This window comes from Methylobacterium sp. E-066, from assembly GCF_022829635.1.
Lineage (GTDB): Bacteria > Pseudomonadota > Alphaproteobacteria > Rhizobiales > Beijerinckiaceae > Methylobacterium.
Genome location: NZ_JAKSYO010000186.1, coordinates 40754 through 56750, shown reverse-complemented (window position 1 = coordinate 56750; position 15997 = coordinate 40754). Strand labels below are relative to the sequence as shown.

At 71.0% G+C, this 15997-nt stretch carries 16 protein-coding genes; 8 read left to right on the top strand and 8 right to left on the bottom strand.

Annotated elements, in window-relative coordinates:
- The first annotated feature begins 74 nt into the window (after positions 1-74).
- The 4 genes from MKL20_RS27915 to MKL20_RS27900 all read left to right on the top strand — a co-directional run bounded on the left by MKL20_RS27915 (position 75) and on the right by MKL20_RS27900 (position 8013).
- Positions 75-1262 (top strand): FAD-binding protein, encoded by a 1188-nt coding sequence (locus MKL20_RS27915; protein WP_244039402.1) that lies wholly within the window; start codon positions 75-77, stop codon positions 1260-1262.
- Between the two features lie 48 nt (positions 1263-1310).
- On the top strand, positions 1311-2639 hold the full coding sequence (gene glcF, locus MKL20_RS27910) for a glycolate oxidase subunit GlcF (RefSeq protein ID WP_244039401.1): 1329 nt from the start codon (positions 1311-1313) through the stop codon (positions 2637-2639).
- Between the two features lie 863 nt (positions 2640-3502).
- Positions 3503-6619, top strand: a complete 3117-nt coding sequence (locus MKL20_RS27905) for a ribonuclease E/G (protein ID WP_244039400.1) — start codon at positions 3503-3505, stop codon at positions 6617-6619.
- Positions 6620-6774: 155 nt separating this feature from the next.
- Entirely contained in the window at positions 6775-8013 is a 1239-nt protein-coding gene (locus MKL20_RS27900; RefSeq protein ID WP_244039399.1) for a methyl-accepting chemotaxis protein, read from the top strand.
- Positions 8014-8016: 3 nt separating this feature from the next.
- On the opposite strand, the gene uraD is transcribed toward MKL20_RS27900, so the two are convergent.
- The 7 genes from uraD to MKL20_RS27865 form a co-directional block, all read right to left on the bottom strand.
- Positions 8017-8526: a 2-oxo-4-hydroxy-4-carboxy-5-ureidoimidazoline decarboxylase gene (gene uraD / locus MKL20_RS27895; protein ID WP_244039398.1), complete on the bottom strand. Its 510-nt coding sequence runs from the start codon at positions 8524-8526 to the stop codon at positions 8017-8019.
- 4 nt (positions 8527-8530) lie between these two features.
- The gene (gene uraH / locus MKL20_RS27890) at positions 8531-8884 is read right to left on the bottom strand and encodes a hydroxyisourate hydrolase (RefSeq protein ID WP_244039397.1); all 354 of its coding nucleotides are present in this window, start codon (positions 8882-8884) and stop codon (positions 8531-8533) included.
- Between the two features lie 27 nt (positions 8885-8911).
- On the bottom strand, positions 8912-9427 hold the full coding sequence (gene uraH / locus MKL20_RS27885) for a hydroxyisourate hydrolase (RefSeq protein ID WP_244039396.1): 516 nt from the start codon (positions 9425-9427) through the stop codon (positions 8912-8914).
- A gap of 198 nt (positions 9428-9625) precedes the next feature.
- Positions 9626-9883, bottom strand: coding sequence for a DUF2934 domain-containing protein (locus MKL20_RS27880; RefSeq protein WP_244039395.1), 258 nt, complete (start codon positions 9881-9883; stop codon positions 9626-9628).
- Complete coding sequence (locus MKL20_RS27875) at positions 9883-10053, bottom strand: DUF3606 domain-containing protein (protein ID WP_147857855.1); 171 nt, start codon at positions 10051-10053, stop codon at positions 9883-9885. The genes MKL20_RS27880 and MKL20_RS27875 overlap by 1 nt, the downstream gene beginning before the upstream one ends.
- Before the next feature lie 212 nt (positions 10054-10265).
- On the bottom strand, positions 10266-10637 hold the full coding sequence (yidD, locus tag MKL20_RS27870; protein WP_244039394.1) for a membrane protein insertion efficiency factor YidD: 372 nt from the start codon (positions 10635-10637) through the stop codon (positions 10266-10268).
- A gap of 6 nt (positions 10638-10643) precedes the next feature.
- Positions 10644-11105, bottom strand: a complete 462-nt coding sequence (locus MKL20_RS27865) for an iron-sulfur cluster assembly scaffold protein (RefSeq protein ID WP_244039446.1) — start codon at positions 11103-11105, stop codon at positions 10644-10646.
- Between the two features lie 251 nt (positions 11106-11356).
- On the opposite strand from MKL20_RS27865, the gene folE reads away from it, so the two are divergent.
- The 4 genes from folE (at position 11357) to MKL20_RS27845 (ending at position 15363) form a co-directional block, all read left to right on the top strand.
- Positions 11357-12193, top strand: coding sequence for a GTP cyclohydrolase I FolE (gene folE / locus MKL20_RS27860; RefSeq protein WP_409568208.1), 837 nt, complete (start codon positions 11357-11359; stop codon positions 12191-12193).
- A gap of 106 nt (positions 12194-12299) precedes the next feature.
- On the top strand, positions 12300-12722 hold the full coding sequence (gene hisI / locus MKL20_RS27855; protein ID WP_243972205.1) for a phosphoribosyl-AMP cyclohydrolase: 423 nt from the start codon (positions 12300-12302) through the stop codon (positions 12720-12722).
- Entirely contained in the window at positions 12719-13702 is a 984-nt protein-coding gene (locus tag MKL20_RS27850) for a patatin-like phospholipase family protein (protein ID WP_243972207.1), read from the top strand. The genes hisI and MKL20_RS27850 overlap by 4 nt, the downstream gene beginning before the upstream one ends.
- A gap of 89 nt (positions 13703-13791) precedes the next feature.
- The gene (locus MKL20_RS27845) at positions 13792-15363 is read left to right on the top strand and encodes an alkaline phosphatase D family protein (protein ID WP_244039392.1); all 1572 of its coding nucleotides are present in this window, start codon (positions 13792-13794) and stop codon (positions 15361-15363) included.
- A gap of 40 nt (positions 15364-15403) precedes the next feature.
- Here MKL20_RS27845 and MKL20_RS27840 read toward each other — a convergent pair whose 3' ends face one another.
- Positions 15404-15835, bottom strand: coding sequence for a CBS domain-containing protein (locus tag MKL20_RS27840; RefSeq protein ID WP_244019220.1), 432 nt, complete (start codon positions 15833-15835; stop codon positions 15404-15406).
- Positions 15836-15997: the final 162 nt, after the last annotated feature.

Below are 15997 nucleotides of genomic sequence, written 5' to 3'. Positions count from 1 at the left end.
CTCCGCTTGAATCCGTCGCCGGTTCCGGCGAAACCGGGTCTGGAACAAGTCCAAAAAGAACCGGGGCGGAGACGATGGGCGGCTACGAGCCCGGCACCGAGGCGGAGGCTGAGGAGATCGTGCGGGCGGCGTCCGGGCGCGGCGAGCGCCTGCGGCTGGCCGGCGGCGGCACCGCTGCGGGGCTCGGCCGCCCGGCGCAGGACACCGCGACGCTCTCGGCCCGAAAGCTCACCGGCGTGACGCTCTACGAGCCCGCCGAGATGGTGGTGGCGGCGCGCGCCGGCACGCCGCTCGCCGAGGTCGAGGCGCTGCTCGCCTCCCGGGGCCAGATGCTGCCGTTCGAGCCGATGGACTTTCGCAATATCTACGGCACCGGCGGTGAGCCGACGCTGGGCGCCGTGGCGGCGACCAACAATGCCGGCCCCCGCCGGATCAATGCCGGTGCGGCCCGGGACAGCCTGATCGGCGTGCGCTTCGTCAACGGGCGCGGCGAGGCGATCAAGTCGGGCGGCCGGGTGATGAAGAACGTCACCGGGCTCGACCTGGTGAAGCTGATGGCCGGCGCCCACGGCACCCTCGGGCTGCTCACCGAAGTCACCTTCAAGGTGCTGCCGGCCTGCGAGCGGGTCGCCACCCTGGTGTTCTGCGGCCTCGACGACGCCCGGGCCATCGCGGCCCTGGCGGCGGCCCTCGGCTCGCCCTTCGAGCTCACCGGCGCGGCGCATCTACCGGCCGGGATCGGCGCCCCCGAGGCCCGGACGCTGATGCGCCTCGAAGGGTTCTCGGAGTCGATCGATTACCGGACCGGCGAGCTGCGCCGCCTGCTCAAGCGCTTCGGCGCGCCGGAGCTTCTGGAGGGCGAGGCCGGCACCGCCCTGTGGCGGTCGGTGCGCGATGCCGCCCCCCTGGCCGAGCCCCGCGACCAGGCCCTGTGGCGGATCTCGACGGCCCCGACGCACGGGCCGGCCCTGGTGGCGGCGATCGCGGCCCAGCGCGAGGCCCGCTGGTTCTACGATTGGGGCGGCGGCCTGATCTGGCTCGCCACCGGGTCGGCCGGGGATGCCGGCGCCGCCATCGTGCGCGCCGCGTTGCGGGACCAGGCCGGCCACGCCACGCTGGTGCGCGCCCCCGATTCCGTGCGGGCCGCCGTGCCGGTGTTCCAGCCCCTGGCGGAGCCGCTGATGCGGATCACCGCCGGGATCAAGACGGCGCACGATCCCGCCGGGGTTCTGAACCCGGGCCGGATGTACGCGGGCGTTTGAGACGGGTCCCCTCCCCTCCAGACCGGGGAGCGCAGGCAGGAAGGCATCGTGCAGACCAACTTCAACCTCGCCCAGCTCGCCGATCCCGCCATGGCGGCGTCGGAAAAGATCCTGCGGACCTGCGTGCATTGCGGTTTCTGCACCGCGACCTGCCCGACCTACCTCCTGCTCGGCGACGAACTCGATTCCCCGCGCGGACGCATCTACCTGATCAAGGACATGCTGGAGGGCGGCAAGCCGGCCTCGCAGGAGGTGGTCAAGCACATCGACCGCTGCCTCTCCTGCCTGTCCTGCATGACCACCTGCCCGTCGGGGGTGCATTACATGCACCTCGTCGACCATGCCCGGGCGCATATCGAGACGACTTTTACGCGCCCTGCGGGTGACCGGTTCCTGCGCGCCCTGCTGGCGCAGGTGCTGCCCTATCCGAACCGGTTCCGGCTGGCCCTGATCGCCGCCAAGCTCGGCGCCCCGTTCCGTGGGATCGTGGCGCGGCTGCCCCGGGTGGGCAACCGGCTGGCCGCGATGCTCGACCTCGCCCCGGCGCGGCTGCCCGGCAGCGAGCCGACCAATCGGGTCGGACGTTTTTCTCCGGAAGGCGGCCAGGCGACCAAGCGCGTCGCCCTGCTGCGCGGCTGCGCCCAGAGCGTCCTGCGGCCGGACTTCAACGCCGCGGCGATCCGGCTGCTCAACCGGCACGGGATCGAGGTGGTCCATGCCGAGGAGGGCTGCTGCGGGGCGCTGACCCACCACATGGGCAAGGAGGCCTCGTCCCACGCCCTGGCCAAGCAGGCGATCGACGCCTGGGACGCGGAGATCGCCAAGGGCCTCGACGCGATCCTGGTCACGGCCTCGGGCTGCGGCACGACCATCAAGGATTACGGCTTTATGTTCCGCGACGACCCGGCCTATGCCGAGAAGGCGCAGCGGGTCTCGAGCCTCGCCAAGGACGTGACCGAGTACGTGGCCCAGCTCGACCTGGCGGCGACCGTGGAAAGCGACCTCGTGGTGGCCTATCACTCCGCCTGCTCGATGCAGCACGGCCAGGGCATCCGGACCGAGCCGAAGACGCTGCTCAAGCGCGCCGGCTTCACTGTCAAGGACGTGCCGGAGGGCCATATCTGCTGCGGCTCGGCCGGGACCTACAACATCCTGCAGCCCGAGCTCGCCGCGAAGCTGCGCGCCCGCAAGGTCGCCAACATCGAGCGCATCCGCCCCGACGTGATCGCCACCGGCAATATCGGCTGCGCCACGCAGATCGGGAAGGGCACCGGCATCCCGATCGTGCACACGGTGGAGCTGCTCGACTGGGCCACCGGCGGCCCGAAGCCGGCGGCGCTCCATGGCGTCGCGCCGCGGTTGGAGGCTGCGGAGTAGGGCTGAGGGCGGATACCGGCGCCCGCCCTCCCCTGCTGCGGGGTACGGGGCTCATACGCTTCCGGATGAAGCGCGGGTCCCCTCTCCCGTGCGGGAGAGGGACAGGGTGAGGGATGCGACCTCTCCGGAAAGACCTGATCCCTCACCCCAACCCTCTCCCGCACGGGAGAGGGGGCCTGTCGCGGCCTGCACAAGCCGAGGGGTGAATACCTTCGCTGTGCGGGAGAGGCGCAGCGCTTCGAGCGTCCGCTGCCGGACCCAACGAAAAATCGCCCCGACAGGACCACGGCACCGCGCCCGCCCGCCATGACGATACCGTGACATCGTCCCGCGCTTGACCCTTGCCAAATCCCCGTGGCCGTCTGTAATGATACTGACCCTTCTCCGGTCCCGCCGGCCGTCGTAACGGCTTGCGGACGCGGCCGAATTCCTTCGAGAAAACGGACGCGGCGTCGCGGCGGGCTTTTTCGGCTCGCTTGGCGGCGACGGGTGTTTTCCCGATCGGGCAGGTGTCGCACGACGCGGTGGAGCCGTTCCGCCGCATCCAGATTTCACGGCCGGTCTCACCCGGTCGAGATTGTTTCGCGAGGTCGGAACCAGGATGGACGGATGCACGGCCCAGCATGGCGCTGCGCGTGCCCCGGAGGCGCAGACCCTGCGTCGCACCGGCCCGTTCCCCCTACCGGCCAAGTTCAACCCCAGGCGCCCAGGGCGCCGAACGGCGGTTGACGGCAATTTCCCCTCGAACCCAGCCGCCTCGGCGGCGAGGCCGGCACCCTGTCAGACCATATTGAGGTCGGGCGAGGCGCCGCCGGGACCACGGGCACGGAGAACGACGTCGGCCGCCATGCCGAGAGTCCGACATGGCCAACAAAATGCTGATCGACGCGATGCACCCGGAGGAGACCCGGGTCGTCACGGTCCACGGGTCTAGGGTCGAGGAGTTCGACTTCGAAGCCGCTAACCGGCGCCAGCTGCGCGGCAACATCTACCTCGCCAAGGTCACCCGGGTGGAGCCGTCGCTCCAGGCGGCCTTCGTCGAGTACGGCGGCAACCGCCACGGCTTCCTCGCCTTCAACGAGATCCACCCCGACTATTACCAGATCCCGCTCGCCGACCGGCAGGCGCTGCTCGAGGACGAGGCCCGCGACGCCGAGGAGCATCGCGAGCGCGAGGAGCGCCGCCGCCGGTCGCCCCGCCGCTCCCGCGGCCGCCGCGCCGAGGCCCGCTCCCGCACCGACGAGACGGTGAGCGCCGAGGACGCGTCCGAAGCCCCGCGGGATCTGGAGACCCAGCACGATTCGGAATTCGCATCGGGTTCGGAGTTGCCGCAGGCCGTCGAGTCTTCGGACGTCGAGACCGTGCCGGCCGAGGATCGCGCGGAGGGGCATGAGTCCCAGGCTGCCCAGACCGGGCTGCCCGACACCCTCGCCGAGAACCCGGACGCCGTGCAGGAGGCCATCGCCTCCGAAACCGCCGCCGGGGATATTCCTGCGCAGGCCGCCGAGGCCGTGCCGGCGACCGAGCCCAACGCTGAGACCGAGGCGCAGCCCGAGCAGCCGGCAGCCGATCGGCACGAGGCGGTCGAGCCCGAGACCGTGGTCGCCGTGGCCGAGGCCCTGACCGTCGCCGACGCGCCGGCCGAGACGATCGCCGAGGATGCCGCCGAGGCCTCCTCCGTCCGGAGTTCGTCCGCGATCGGCGAGGCCGACGACGAGGCCGATCTGGAAGACGAGGAGTCCGACGAGGACGAGGACGAAGACGATTCGGACGAGGATGACGAGGACGAGTCCGACGAGGAGTCGGACGAGGATTCCGACGATCCCGATGCCGAGCCCCGGATCGCCCAGGTCGGCGGCAACGGCGACGCGCTGGCCGAGATTCCCGAGCGGCCGCGCCACTATCGCCGCCACTACAAGATCCAGGAGGTGATCAAGCGCCGCCAGATCATCCTGGTGCAGGTGGTCAAGGAGGAGCGCGGCACCAAGGGCGCGGCGCTCACCACCTACCTGTCGCTCGCCGGCCGCTACTCGGTGCTGATGCCCAATACCGGCCGCGGCGGCGGCATCTCCCGGAAGATCACCTCGGCGGCCGACCGCAAGCGCCTCAAGGAGGTCGTGGCCGACCTGGAGGTGCCGGACGGGATGGGCGTGATCCTGCGCACCGCCGGCGCCTCGCGCTCCAAGCCCGAGATCGCCCGGGACTTCGAGTACCTGATGCGGCTGTGGGAATCGGTCCGCGAGCTGACCCTGACCTCGATGGCGCCGGCGCTCGTCTACGAGGAGGGCTCGCTGATCAAGCGGGCGATCCGCGACCTGTACAACAAGGACCTGGACGAGGTGCTGGTCTCCGGCGAGGAGGCCTATGCCGAGGCCAAGGACTTCATGCGGATGCTGATGCCCGGCCAGTCCAAGGTCGTGAAGCCCTATCGCGACCCGACGCCGATCTTCGCCCGCTACGGCGTCGAGCAGCAGCTCGACGCGATGTTCTCGACCCACGTCTCGCTGAAATCCGGCGGCTACCTCGTCATCAACCCGACCGAGGCGCTGGTCTCGATCGACGTGAACTCGGGCCGCTCGACCCGCGAGCACGACATCGAGGACACCGCGCTGCGGACGAACCTCGAGGCGGCCGAGGAGGTCGCCCGCCAGCTGCGCCTGCGCGACCTCGCGGGCCTGATCGTCATCGACTTCATCGACATGGAGGAGAAGCGCAACAACCGCGCGGTCGAGAAGAAGCTCAACGACTGCCTGAAGAACGACCGCGCCCGCATCCAGGTCGGCCGGATCTCGCCCTTCGGCCTGATGGAGATGAGCCGCCAGCGCATCCGCACCGGCGTGCTCGAATCGTCCTCGATCCCGTGCGTGCATTGCGGCGGCTCGGGCTACGTGCGGGCCACCGCCTCGGTGGCTCTGCACATCCTGCGCTCGATCGAGGAGGCGCTGCTCAAGTCGGCCTCCCACAACCTGATCCTGCGCACCCGGACCGAGGTGGCGCTGTACATCCTCAACCAGAAGCGTGGGCACCTGCGCGAGCTGGAAGTCCGCTTCGGCGTCACGATCACGATCGCGGCCGACGAGCGGCTGGCGGTGACCACGGCGTTCCAGCTCGACCGCGGCGAGCCGGCCCAGCGGGCCGAGGGCCCGGTGACGGGGGTGCGCGCGCAGGCGATCTCGCCCGCCATGGAGTTCGACGACGAGGACGAGGTCGACGAGGGCGACGACACCGAGGCGGACGCCGAGGGCGAGGCCGAGGAGGGTCGGGCCGAGGCCCGCGAGGACGGATCGCGCGAAGATGGGACACGCGACGAGGGCACGCGCGAAGACGGGACGCGCGATGAGGGCGACGGCCGTCGCCGCCGCCGTCGGCGTCGCCGGCGGGGCGGTCGCCAGGACGGCCGGTCGGAAGAGGGCCAGGCCGAGGGCGAGCGTCAGGACGAGGACGACCAGGACGAGGAGCGCGGCACCGAGGAGACGCCCGACTTCGCCGAGGCCGCAATCGCGGCCGTGGCGCCCGAGGGTGGCGAAGCCGACGAGGCCGTCGCCGGCTCGGACGAGGGTGCCCGGACCGAGGAGGATGGCACGCGCCGCCGCCGTCGCGGCCGCCGGGGCGGTCGCGGCCGCGCCGAGGGCCGCACCCGCGAGGGCGGCGAGTCCGACGGGTCCGGCGAGACGGATTCCGATGCGTTCGCCCTGTCGGCCGAGGAGCCGGTGAGCGCGGAGGCCGTGGCCGAGGCGGTCGAGGCCGCACCGTCCCCCGTCCATGACGAGGTCGCCATCGACCTGCCGGTCGCGGCCGCTCCGGAGCCCGCGGAGCGGGCCGAGACGCCGACCGCGGAGCCTCAGCCCGAGGCCGCGCCGGCCGAGGTCGCGCCGCCCCGCGAGCCGGTGGCGGTGGTGCTGACCCAGCCCACCGATCCGGACCGGCCCAAGCGCGCCGGCTGGTGGTCCCGCACCAAGGCCGCGCTGACCGGCGAGTGAGCGACGACGGCGCCCCTCGGACGGTTTCGTCCGGGGGCGCCGGCCGGGAAACGGACGCCTTCGTCCAATTCCAATAAGAGACGGTTATCCTTCATCTTCGGTTGAAGGTTCCGTGCGAATATGGCCCTCGAATCGACCTTCGCAGGAGCCTCCGCATGTTGAGTTTGCGCCGCAAGCGCCCGGCTCAGGACCCGGCCGAGACCGCGGCAGCGGCCGACGCCCGGACCGTCTCGCCCGTCGCGCACCCCGCGGACGTGGTCCTGCCGGCGGCCGCCGCTCCCGATCGCGAATTGATGGCGCTCCTGGCGCGCCTGTCGGCCGCGGCCTCCGATGCCGGGACCTCGATCGGCTGGATGACGCACGACGCCTCCGGCACCGCCGAGCAGGCCCGGCTGATCGCCGCCGCCAGCGAGGAACTCGCCGCCAGCACCAGCGAGATCGCGGCCCGCTCCTCCTCGGCCGCCGAGACCGCCGAGACCGCCCGCGCCGGCATCGCCACCTGCGTCGACGACCTCCAGCGCGCCAGCGACGGCATGCGCGGGATCGAGCAGGGCACCGACGAGATCGGCAGCCGGCTCGACAGTTTCTCGGCCGCCGCCCTGCGGATCGAGGAGATGGCCGGAACCATCGCGGCGATCTCGGCCCAGACCAACCTGCTGGCGCTCAACGCCACGATCGAGGCCGCCCGGGCCGGCGAAGCGGGCCGCGGCTTCGCGGTCGTCGCGGCGGAAGTGAAGATGCTCTCCGCACAGACTGCGAAGGCGACGGACGAAATCCGCGCCCGTCTCGGCGGATTACGCGAAGAGATGGCGGCGATGCAGGCGGCGGTCACGCGCAGCCGCAGCGCCGTCGAGACCGGTGCCGCCGCCATGGTGCGGGCCAATGTCCGGGTCGAGGCGGAGAGCGGCGCCGTCGCCACCGTGGCGGCGCAGATGCGCGAGGCCTCCGAGATCATGGGCCAGCAGATCCAGGCCACCGGCGAGATCGCCCGGAGCGTCGGCCGGATCGCCGAGGGCACCGACAAGGGCCGCCGGGAGATCGGCGACGCGCTCGGCCAGCTCGACCGGATCGAAGATCTCGGCCGCACCCTGCTCGACCGGCAGGCTGGGAGCGACGCGGCGATGCGGCTCGCCCGCATCCCGGCCGATTGCGCCGCCTGGCGCCGCGCCATGGCGGCGACCCTGGTGGGGATGCGCGCGGCGGACACGCCGCCGGTGGGCATCCCGGCCGATCCGAGCCGTCCGGCCGCGGTGGAATCGGCCCTGACGCGGGCCCGGGAGCTTGCCGCTGCCTTGGCCCGTCATGTCCGCGCCCAGGCCTGGGCCGAGGCGACCACGGCGTTCACCAGCTTCGAGGCAGCCTTGGTCGAGGCCAAGGCGGCGGCCGGAGCCTGAGGCTCAGTCCGCGACCAGCCCGTCCAGGCGCAGGCGGGTGATCTGGGCGACCTCCTCTAGGGCGGTCGCCTCCTCGACGGCCGGGTCCCGGGCGAGCCGCGCCGCGATGGCGGCCAGGATCTCGGCCCGGCCGCGCCGGCGCACCGCGATGATGAACGGGAAGCCGAACCGCGCCCGATAGGCCGCGTTTAGGCGGTCGAAGGCCGCGGCCTCGTCCGCCGTGATGCGGTCGAGGCCGGCGCTGCCCTGCTCGCTCGCCGAATCCGCCGTCAGGCTGCGCGCCCGCGCCTCCGGGCCGGCGAGTTCCGGGTGGTTGTTGAGGAAGGTGCGGCGGCGTTCCGCCGGGGCGGCGCGCACGGTCTGCATCATCGCGTCGTGCAGGGCCTCGAGGTTGGCGAAGGGCCGGTGCGGCCAGGTGGCCTCCGCCACCCAGGGCGCGTGCTCGAACACGCCGCCCAGCAGCGCCACGAAGGCTTTTTCGTCCAACTGGTTGATCGTCGCCAGATCGAGCATGGCCTCAGCTGCCGCGATAGGTGGTGAAGCTCGCGGGTGTGCATAGCATCGGCACGTGGTAGTGCTGCTTGGCGTCGAAGATCGCGAAGCGGACGACCGGGTCGTCGATGAAGATGTCGGCCTCGGCGGTGTCAGGCCGCTGCCGGAAATAGTCGCCGACGTGGAACACCAGCTCGTACTGGCCGGTCCTGGCCTCGTCGGCCGGCAGGATCGGCGCATCGGTGCGCCCGTCCGCGTTGGTGACCACGCTCTTCACCAGCTGCCACCTCTCGCCATCCAGGAACGAGACGTCGATCCGCACCCCGGCGGCAGGGCGGCCGCGATCGGTGTCGAGGACATGGGTCGAGATGCCGGCCATGGATGAGTCGTCCTGGAAGGGTCGGGCTCAGCTGCCGCGATAGTAGGAATAGCCCCAGGGCGTGAACAGCACCGGCAGATGATAGCGCTGGCGCGCATCGCGGATCTGGAAGCGGATCGGCACGAGGCCCAAAAAGTTCGGGCTCGGAAGCGTCACGTTGAGCGCCGCAAAATACGCCTCGACATGCAGCAGCAGCTCGTAGCGGCCGGGCTTCAGCGCATCGTCGACCAGGAGCGGTTCGTCCGGGCGGCCATTGGCCTGGGTGGTGACCGTCTTGATCGGCCGGTAGACGTCGCCGGCGCGGATCGACAGGTCGCAGACCAGACCGGCGCCCGGAGTGCCGTGGGCATTGTCGATCGCGTGCAGGGTCAGACGAGGCCCGAGCCCGGCGTGCGAGGTCGGAGTGACGGCGAGGGCTCCGGGCTGAGCGCCGGCGCCGCTCGGCCCCGCCTGAGCCAACATGCCGCTCGCGCTCGCTGCGGCAGCCGCGCCGCCGAGGCCGAGCCCGGCGAGGCTCCGGCGGGTCAGAGCAAGAGGATCCACGCTGGGCTCCCGTTCATTCGGGAGCCTGGAGCGCGCTTCGGCCCCGTAGGACGGTGAAGCCGGTGTGAAACGAATCTGGGCCTCATTCCGCCCTGCTCTCGCCTGTCGACACCCGTGTGCCGCAGGGTCTTGCAAAGGCCGAGCCAGCCGTTGAGGGCCTTGATGCGCCTCGGGATCGGCGGCCGGGGGAAGCTGGGCCTAATCAGCCTTCCTGCGGTTGCGCTCCTTGCGCAGTTCCCGCTCGGCCAGCAGCCAGAACTCGATCTCGAACCCTTCGGGCCGGTGATTGCGCTCCCACAATTCGTAGGCGCGCTCCCGGATCTCCTCGAACGGGATCGCATCCGGCGCGGTCCTGTCCTCGGACCGGTTCGAGGGCGGACGTGGACCGCTCCCCGGAGCGGCGGGCTCCGGGGAGGATCGTAGGTCGGGTTCGGATTCCGACGCCGTCGTCTTCATCAGGAGGCCGGCTTGTCGAGATAGGCGGCGACGCTGGTGATCCGGCTCCCCACCATGGTCACGGCCTTGCGAAGCCGCTCTTCGCTGACGCCGAAGCGTTGGGCCCATTCCTCGCGCATGACCCGGTCGAAGATGTCGATATGCGTCTTGCCTCTGAACTCGGTGGACATGGTTCGCACACTCTGAATTGGCGCTCAGCCGCAGTCGGGCCGGGCTGTCTGGAGGGACAACCGGAATGGGCGTGATCGGTTGCCAGGGCTCGTCCGATCGGGGGAAGCTGTGCAGCCCCGAATGACACGGTGATTGACGGGGCCGCCGCCTGCATCGCGGACGTTATGAGAAAGACTTTGGGAAGGCGTCGTAGTTTTTGGAAAATCTTTCTTCAATCTTGTAACCCGGCCCTGTCCTGAAACCGGCGGCGCTCGGCCGGCGCCTCTCCCGCCTCCACCGCCTCGCAGGCAAACGGCGACGGCGGGGCCTCGACGCCGCGCCAGCGGGCATAGGCCCAGGGGCGGTACCAGGCGGCGGCCGGCGGCAGCCGGTCCGGCACCAGATCGATGCCGTGGGTGCCGAACGGGCCGCAGCGGCAGATCCGCGAGAAGCCCATCCAGGCCCCCGGCCAGAGCCCGTGCCGGGCGATGGCCTGGTCGGTGTATTCGGAACAGCTCGGCCAGTGGCGGCACTGGCGGCCGATCAGGCCCGACAGGGTGAGCTGGTAGGCGCGAATCGCCCAATGCGCCGCGCGCCGGACCATCGGGCTCTACGCAGCCGCAGTCTTCGCGGGGACTTGGCGCTTGGCGGCGATCTGGTCGAGGGCGTCGACCACCGCATCGAAGGTCAGCAGGGTCGAGGCGTGGCGCGCCTTGAAATCCCGCACCGGCTCCAGAACGGCGAGGTCCGCCCAGGAGCCATCAGGGGCCGGGCCGTTCTCTTTCAGCATCGCCCGCATGGTCTCGCGGACGCCGCGCAGCTCGTCCTCGGTGGCGCCGACCACGTGGCGGCCCATCAGCGACGAGGAAGCCTGGCCGAGGGCGCAGGCCCGGACCTCCTGGGCGAAATCGGCCACCCTCCCGTCCTCGCCGAGCACGAGGTCGACGGTCACGGTGGAGCCGCACAGGCGGGAATGCGCGGTGGCGCTGGCGTCAGGCCGTTCCAGGCGCCCCAGCCGCGGGATGTCGGCGGCCAGTTCGAGGATACGGCGGTTGTAGATGTCGTCGAGCATCGGGGCCTCGGCCGGGTGCGTCATCCGATCGGGCTTTTGCCCATCGGGAGTCTGCCGCGCGACGCGTGCATTGCGTGTTGCCGCGCGAACAATGATATAGGCCGCATACGGTCGCTTCGCGAGGAGGCGGCCCGTCGACCAGGGTCGCGCCCACGGCCAGGGTAGTTCCCAACGGCTCTAGTCCAACCGGGACGCCGGCTCGAACCTGTTTCGAGCCCGGGATCTCCCTCACAGCCCGACGCGATCCGACGATGTATGCCAAGCCTGACAGCACCACGATGAAGTCCCGTGTGGCGCGGGCCGGAGATGCCATGGATGCCGCGCTTAAATCATTGTCCTACCGGGGCGAGGGAAACGGCCTGGACCGTGGCGGCGTCGATGGGCAGGATCCGGGACAGAGTCTGACGGGTATGCGCAACGACAACCGACCGGTCGATGACGGCCGCCCCGCTGCGGTCGAGGTCGCGCCGGAGCCCGCCTCCGCCACCCGCGTGCCCGAGGGCATCGAGACCGGCCGCCCGAGCCGCGCCGAGGCCGAAGCCGCCGTGCGTACGCTCCTGCGCTGGGCCGGCGACGACCCGAACCGCGAGGGCCTACGCGATACCCCGGCTCGGGTCACCAAGGCGTTCGGGCAGCTGTTCGGCGGCTACGAGATGGATGCCGAGGCCCTGCTGGCGCGCGTCTTCGAGGAGGTCGAGGGCTACTCCGACATCGTGCTGGTGCGCGACATCCCGTTCTACTCCCATTGCGAGCACCACATGGTGCCGTTCATGGGCCTCGCCCACATCGCCTATTATCCGACCCGCGGCGTCGTCGGGCTCTCGAAGCTCGCCCGCGTGGTCGATACCTTCGCGCGCCGCCTGCAGACGCAGGAGACCATGACCGCCCAGGTTGCCGACGTGATCGAGAGCATCCTCAAGCCCCGCGGCGTCGCTGTGATGGTGGAGGCCGAGCATCTCTGCATGGCGATGCGCGGCGTGCAGAAGGCCGGCGTCTCGACCATCACCAGCCAGTTCCGCGGCGTGTTCAAGGACGACGCCAGCGAGCAGGTGCGCTTCCTCACCCTGGTGCGCGGCGGGACCAAGTAACCGCAGGCGGGATGGCCCGACCAGGCCACACCGTCACGCGGCTTTCATCGATCAGCCTGCACCCAATAGCCTCGGCTCAAGCTTCACCGGACCAGCGTCTGCCGCCATGACCGCAAGCGATAGCGCTTTCGCTCCCCCCGGCACCCGGGCCGAGGTCGAGGAGGGTAAGGCCTTCACCCCGCGCTTCGACCGGGACGGCCTGGTCGCCTGCATCGCGGTCGACGCCCATGACGGGCGCGTGCTGATGCTCGCCCACATGAACGCCGAATCGCTGGCCCGGACCATCGCCACCGGGGAGGCCTGGTACTGGTCGCGGTCCCGGCAGGAACTCTGGCACAAGGGCGCGACCAGCGGGCAGATCCAGCGCGTCGTCGAGATGCGGGTCGATTGCGACCAGGACGCGCTGCTGATCCGCGTCGAGGTCGGCGGCGATGGCGGCTGCTGCCACACCGGCCGCCGGGCCTGCTTCTACCGCCGCGTCGTCCGCGGGGCCGATGGCGCCATCACCCTGGAGGCCGCCGGGGCATGAGCGCGTCCCTTGCCTTGCAATGGCAAGCGTGTCCGGCCGTCCCGTATTTCCTCCCCGGCACCGTCGAGCCGATCCGGCCCCTGCCCAGTGCCGGCCCCCGGATCGGGCTGGCGCTGGGCGGCGGCTCGGCCCGGGGCTGGGCCCATATCGGGGTGATCCGCGCCCTCGAGGAAGGCGGCATCCATCCCACCGTGGTGGCGGGCTGCTCGATCGGAGCCGTGGTCGGCGCCTGCTACGCCGCGGGGCGCCTCGACCGCCTGGAGACCTTCGCGCGGGAACTCACCCGGCGCCGGGTGGTCCGGCTGATCGATCCGCGCTTTCCGGGCTCCGGGCTGATCGCCGGCAACCGCCTACGTCGGCGGCTGTTCGCCGATCTCGGCACGCGCCGGATCGAGAGCTTGCCGATCCGCTTCGGCTGCGTCGCCACCGAGTTCGGCAGCGGCCTGGAGGTGAGCCTGACCGAGGGCCCGACCGTGGAGGCCGTGCGCGCCTCCTACGCGATCCCCGGCCTGTTCCCGCCGGTGACCCACGAGGGCCGCGTGCTGATGGACGGGACCCTGGTCAACCCGGTGCCGGTGGCGCTGGCCCGTTCGCTCGGGGCCGATCTGGTGATCTGCGTGAACTTGAACGGCGATACCGGCGGCCCGGTGGTGCACGAGGTGCCGACCCCGGCCCCGCGCCGTAGCTTCCTCCAGGTGATCCGCGAGCGCCTGCCGGGCTTCGAGCCCCAGGAGCCCGAGATCCCGGTTCCCGGCATCGCCCGGGTGGTGCTCGGCGCCTTCAACATCACCCAGGACCGGATCTCCCGGGCGCGGCTGGAGCGCGACCCGCCGGACATCGCCATCGGCCCGGATGTCGCCGGCTTCGGCCTGTTCGACTTCCACAAGGCTGCCGAGGGGATCGATATCGGCTACCGGGCAGCCCGGGCGGCCCTGCCCCGGATCCGAGCCGTCGTGAACGGGGCGGCCGCGCGGGCTTAGAAATCCTCTCGGGCGGCTTCGCGCCAAAAATCGTCATCCGGTTGTCGCGGCCGGTTGCGATGGGCCCTCACCGACCTAGAGGGCTTCCAATGTATACGAGCCGCCGCCAGATCCTCCTGTCCGGAGGCGCCAGCCTCGTCGGGATGGCAACCGGCTTGGCCCGTCCCGGCCTGAGCCGGGCCGCCGACCGGCCGCTCCTCAGCCACGGCCTCCAGTCCGGCGATGTCGGCACCGATTCGGCGGTGGTCTGGGCCCGCTCCGACCGGCCGGCCCGGGCGATCATCGAGTGGGCGACCACCGAGAGCTTCTCCGAGATCCGCGGCGGCGTCTTCGCGGACGCGCTGCCCGAGAGCGACGGCACCGTGAAGGTGGCGCTGACCGGCCTGCCGCCGGGGCAGGACGTGTTCTACCGGGTCCGGCTCCAAGATGTCGCCGCGCCGACCATCGTCGGCCCCGCGCAGGTCGGGCGGTTCCGCACCGCGCCGGCGGACAAGCGCTCGGTCTCGTTCTGCTGGTCGGGCGACACGGTCGGCCAGGGCTGGGGCATCGACGAGGCCCGCGGCGGCATGACGATCTACTCCGCGATCCTCAAGAACCGGCCGGACTTCTTCATCCATTCCGGCGACACGATCTATGCCGACGGGCCGATCCAGGCCGAGGTGAAGCTCCCGGACGGCAGCCTCTGGCGCAACCGCGTCACCGAGGAGGTGTCGAAGCCCGCCGAATCGCTCGCCGAGTTCCGCGGCCGCCACAAGTACAACCTGACCGACCGGAACGTGCTGGCGATGAACGCCTCGGTGCCGATCCTGGCGCAATGGGACGACCACGAGGTCACCAACAACTGGTGGCCGGGCGAGCCGCTCACCCGGGCCGAGCACCTGAAGAAGAAATACGCCGACCCGAACGTGCTCTCGATGCAGCTGCGCGCGGCCCGCGCCTTCCACGAATACATGCCGATGCGCTTCGAGCCGGCCGAGCCCGGCCGGGTCTACCGCAAGATCGCCTACGGCCCCCTGGTCGACGTGTTCATGCTCGACATGCGCTCCTACCGGGGCCCGAACGGCGAGAACCGGCAGAAAGACTACGGCCCCGACGCGTATTTCCTCGGGCCGCAGCAGATCGCCTGGCTGAAGCGGGCGCTCACCGAATCGCGCGCGACCTGGAAGGTGATCGCCGCCGACATGCCGCTCGGCCTCGTGGTGACCTACGACGTCGACCGCGATTTCGGCTCGGAGGCGGTGGCGCAGGGCGACGGGCCGCCGCTCGGGCGCGAGCTGGAGATCGCCGACCTGCTGCGCTTCATCAAGCAGGCCAAGATCCGCAACACGGTCTGGCTGACGGCGGACGTGCACTACACGGCCGCGCATTACTACGCCCCCAACAAGGCGCAGTTCCAGGATTTCGACCCGTTCTGGGAGTTCGTCTCCGGGCCGCTGCACGCCGGCACCTACGGCCCCAACGCGCTCGACAACACGTTCGGGCCGCAGCTGCGCTACGTGAAGGCGCCCGACAAGGGCCAGGTGAACCTGTCCCCGGCCGCCGGCTACCAGTTCTTCGGCCATGTCGCGGTGGACGGCGCCACCGAGCAGATGACCGTGACCCTCAAGGACGCGGCCGATACCGACCTCTGGCACGTCACCCTCGACCCCGCGAAGGCGTGAGGGTGACGCGCGCCGGCCGGGCTCCCGGCCGGCCCTTGGCCTACGCCATGGTGATGTAGTCGCGCAGGGCCTGGTGCTCGGCCACCACGGTGGCGATGCGGCGCGCCACCACGTCGCCGATCGAGATCAGGCCGATGAGGCGGCCGTCCTCGCAGACCGGGACGTGGCGGAAGCGCCCTTCGGTCATCAGGCCCATCACCTCCTCGATGGTGCTGCTGCGGCCGCAGGTCGTGACCTGGGTGGTCATGTGGTCCGAGACCGGGGCGTCGAAGGTCGCGCCCCCGTGGCGGGCCAGCGCCCGCATGATGTCGCGCTCGGAAATGATCCCGGCCACCGACCCGTCGGGATGGGCGACCACGAGCGCACCGATCCGCTTCTCGGCCAGGATCTGGATCACCTCTTCGAGGGTCTTGTCGGGGCTCACGGTGACGACGGAGCTCCCCTTCTCGGCGAGGATGCGGGCGACGGTCATGACTCTCTCCCTGTGACGCGGTGCGTGCGCCGTCAGCCGCGGCGCCTTCGTTACGCTGTCGTCCGGGTAGGCCCCGGCTCGTTCACATTATGGCGAGTGTGTGACCGAACCGCCGCGTTGGCAAGGTGCACGCGCATCGTGCCGGGTATCAGAACCGACGCG

Coding starts and splice junctions, on each gene's coding strand:
- MKL20_RS27915 (WP_244039402.1), top strand. CDS start 75: ATGGGCGGCTACGAGCCCGGCACCGAGGCGGAGGCTGAGGAGATCGTG.
- MKL20_RS27905 (WP_244039400.1), top strand. CDS start 3,503: ATGGCCAACAAAATGCTGATCGACGCGATGCACCCGGAGGAGACCCGG.
- MKL20_RS27900 (WP_244039399.1), top strand. CDS start 6,775: ATGTTGAGTTTGCGCCGCAAGCGCCCGGCTCAGGACCCGGCCGAGACC.
- uraD (WP_244039398.1), bottom strand. CDS start 8,526: ATGCTCGATCTGGCGACGATCAACCAGTTGGACGAAAAAGCCTTCGTG.
- uraH (WP_244039397.1), bottom strand. CDS start 8,884: ATGGCCGGCATCTCGACCCATGTCCTCGACACCGATCGCGGCCGCCCT.
- MKL20_RS27880 (WP_244039395.1), bottom strand. CDS start 9,883: ATGAAGACGACGGCGTCGGAATCCGAACCCGACCTACGATCCTCCCCG.
- MKL20_RS27875 (WP_147857855.1), bottom strand. CDS start 10,053: ATGTCCACCGAGTTCAGAGGCAAGACGCATATCGACATCTTCGACCGG.
- yidD (WP_244039394.1), bottom strand. CDS start 10,637: ATGGTCCGGCGCGCGGCGCATTGGGCGATTCGCGCCTACCAGCTCACC.
- MKL20_RS27865 (WP_244039446.1), bottom strand. CDS start 11,105: ATGCTCGACGACATCTACAACCGCCGTATCCTCGAACTGGCCGCCGAC.
- folE (WP_409568208.1), top strand. CDS start 11,357: ATGTATGCCAAGCCTGACAGCACCACGATGAAGTCCCGTGTGGCGCGG.
- hisI (WP_243972205.1), top strand. CDS start 12,300: ATGACCGCAAGCGATAGCGCTTTCGCTCCCCCCGGCACCCGGGCCGAG.
- MKL20_RS27850 (WP_243972207.1), top strand. CDS start 12,719: ATGAGCGCGTCCCTTGCCTTGCAATGGCAAGCGTGTCCGGCCGTCCCG.
- MKL20_RS27845 (WP_244039392.1), top strand. CDS start 13,792: ATGTATACGAGCCGCCGCCAGATCCTCCTGTCCGGAGGCGCCAGCCTC.
- MKL20_RS27840 (WP_244019220.1), bottom strand. CDS start 15,835: ATGACCGTCGCCCGCATCCTCGCCGAGAAGGGGAGCTCCGTCGTCACC.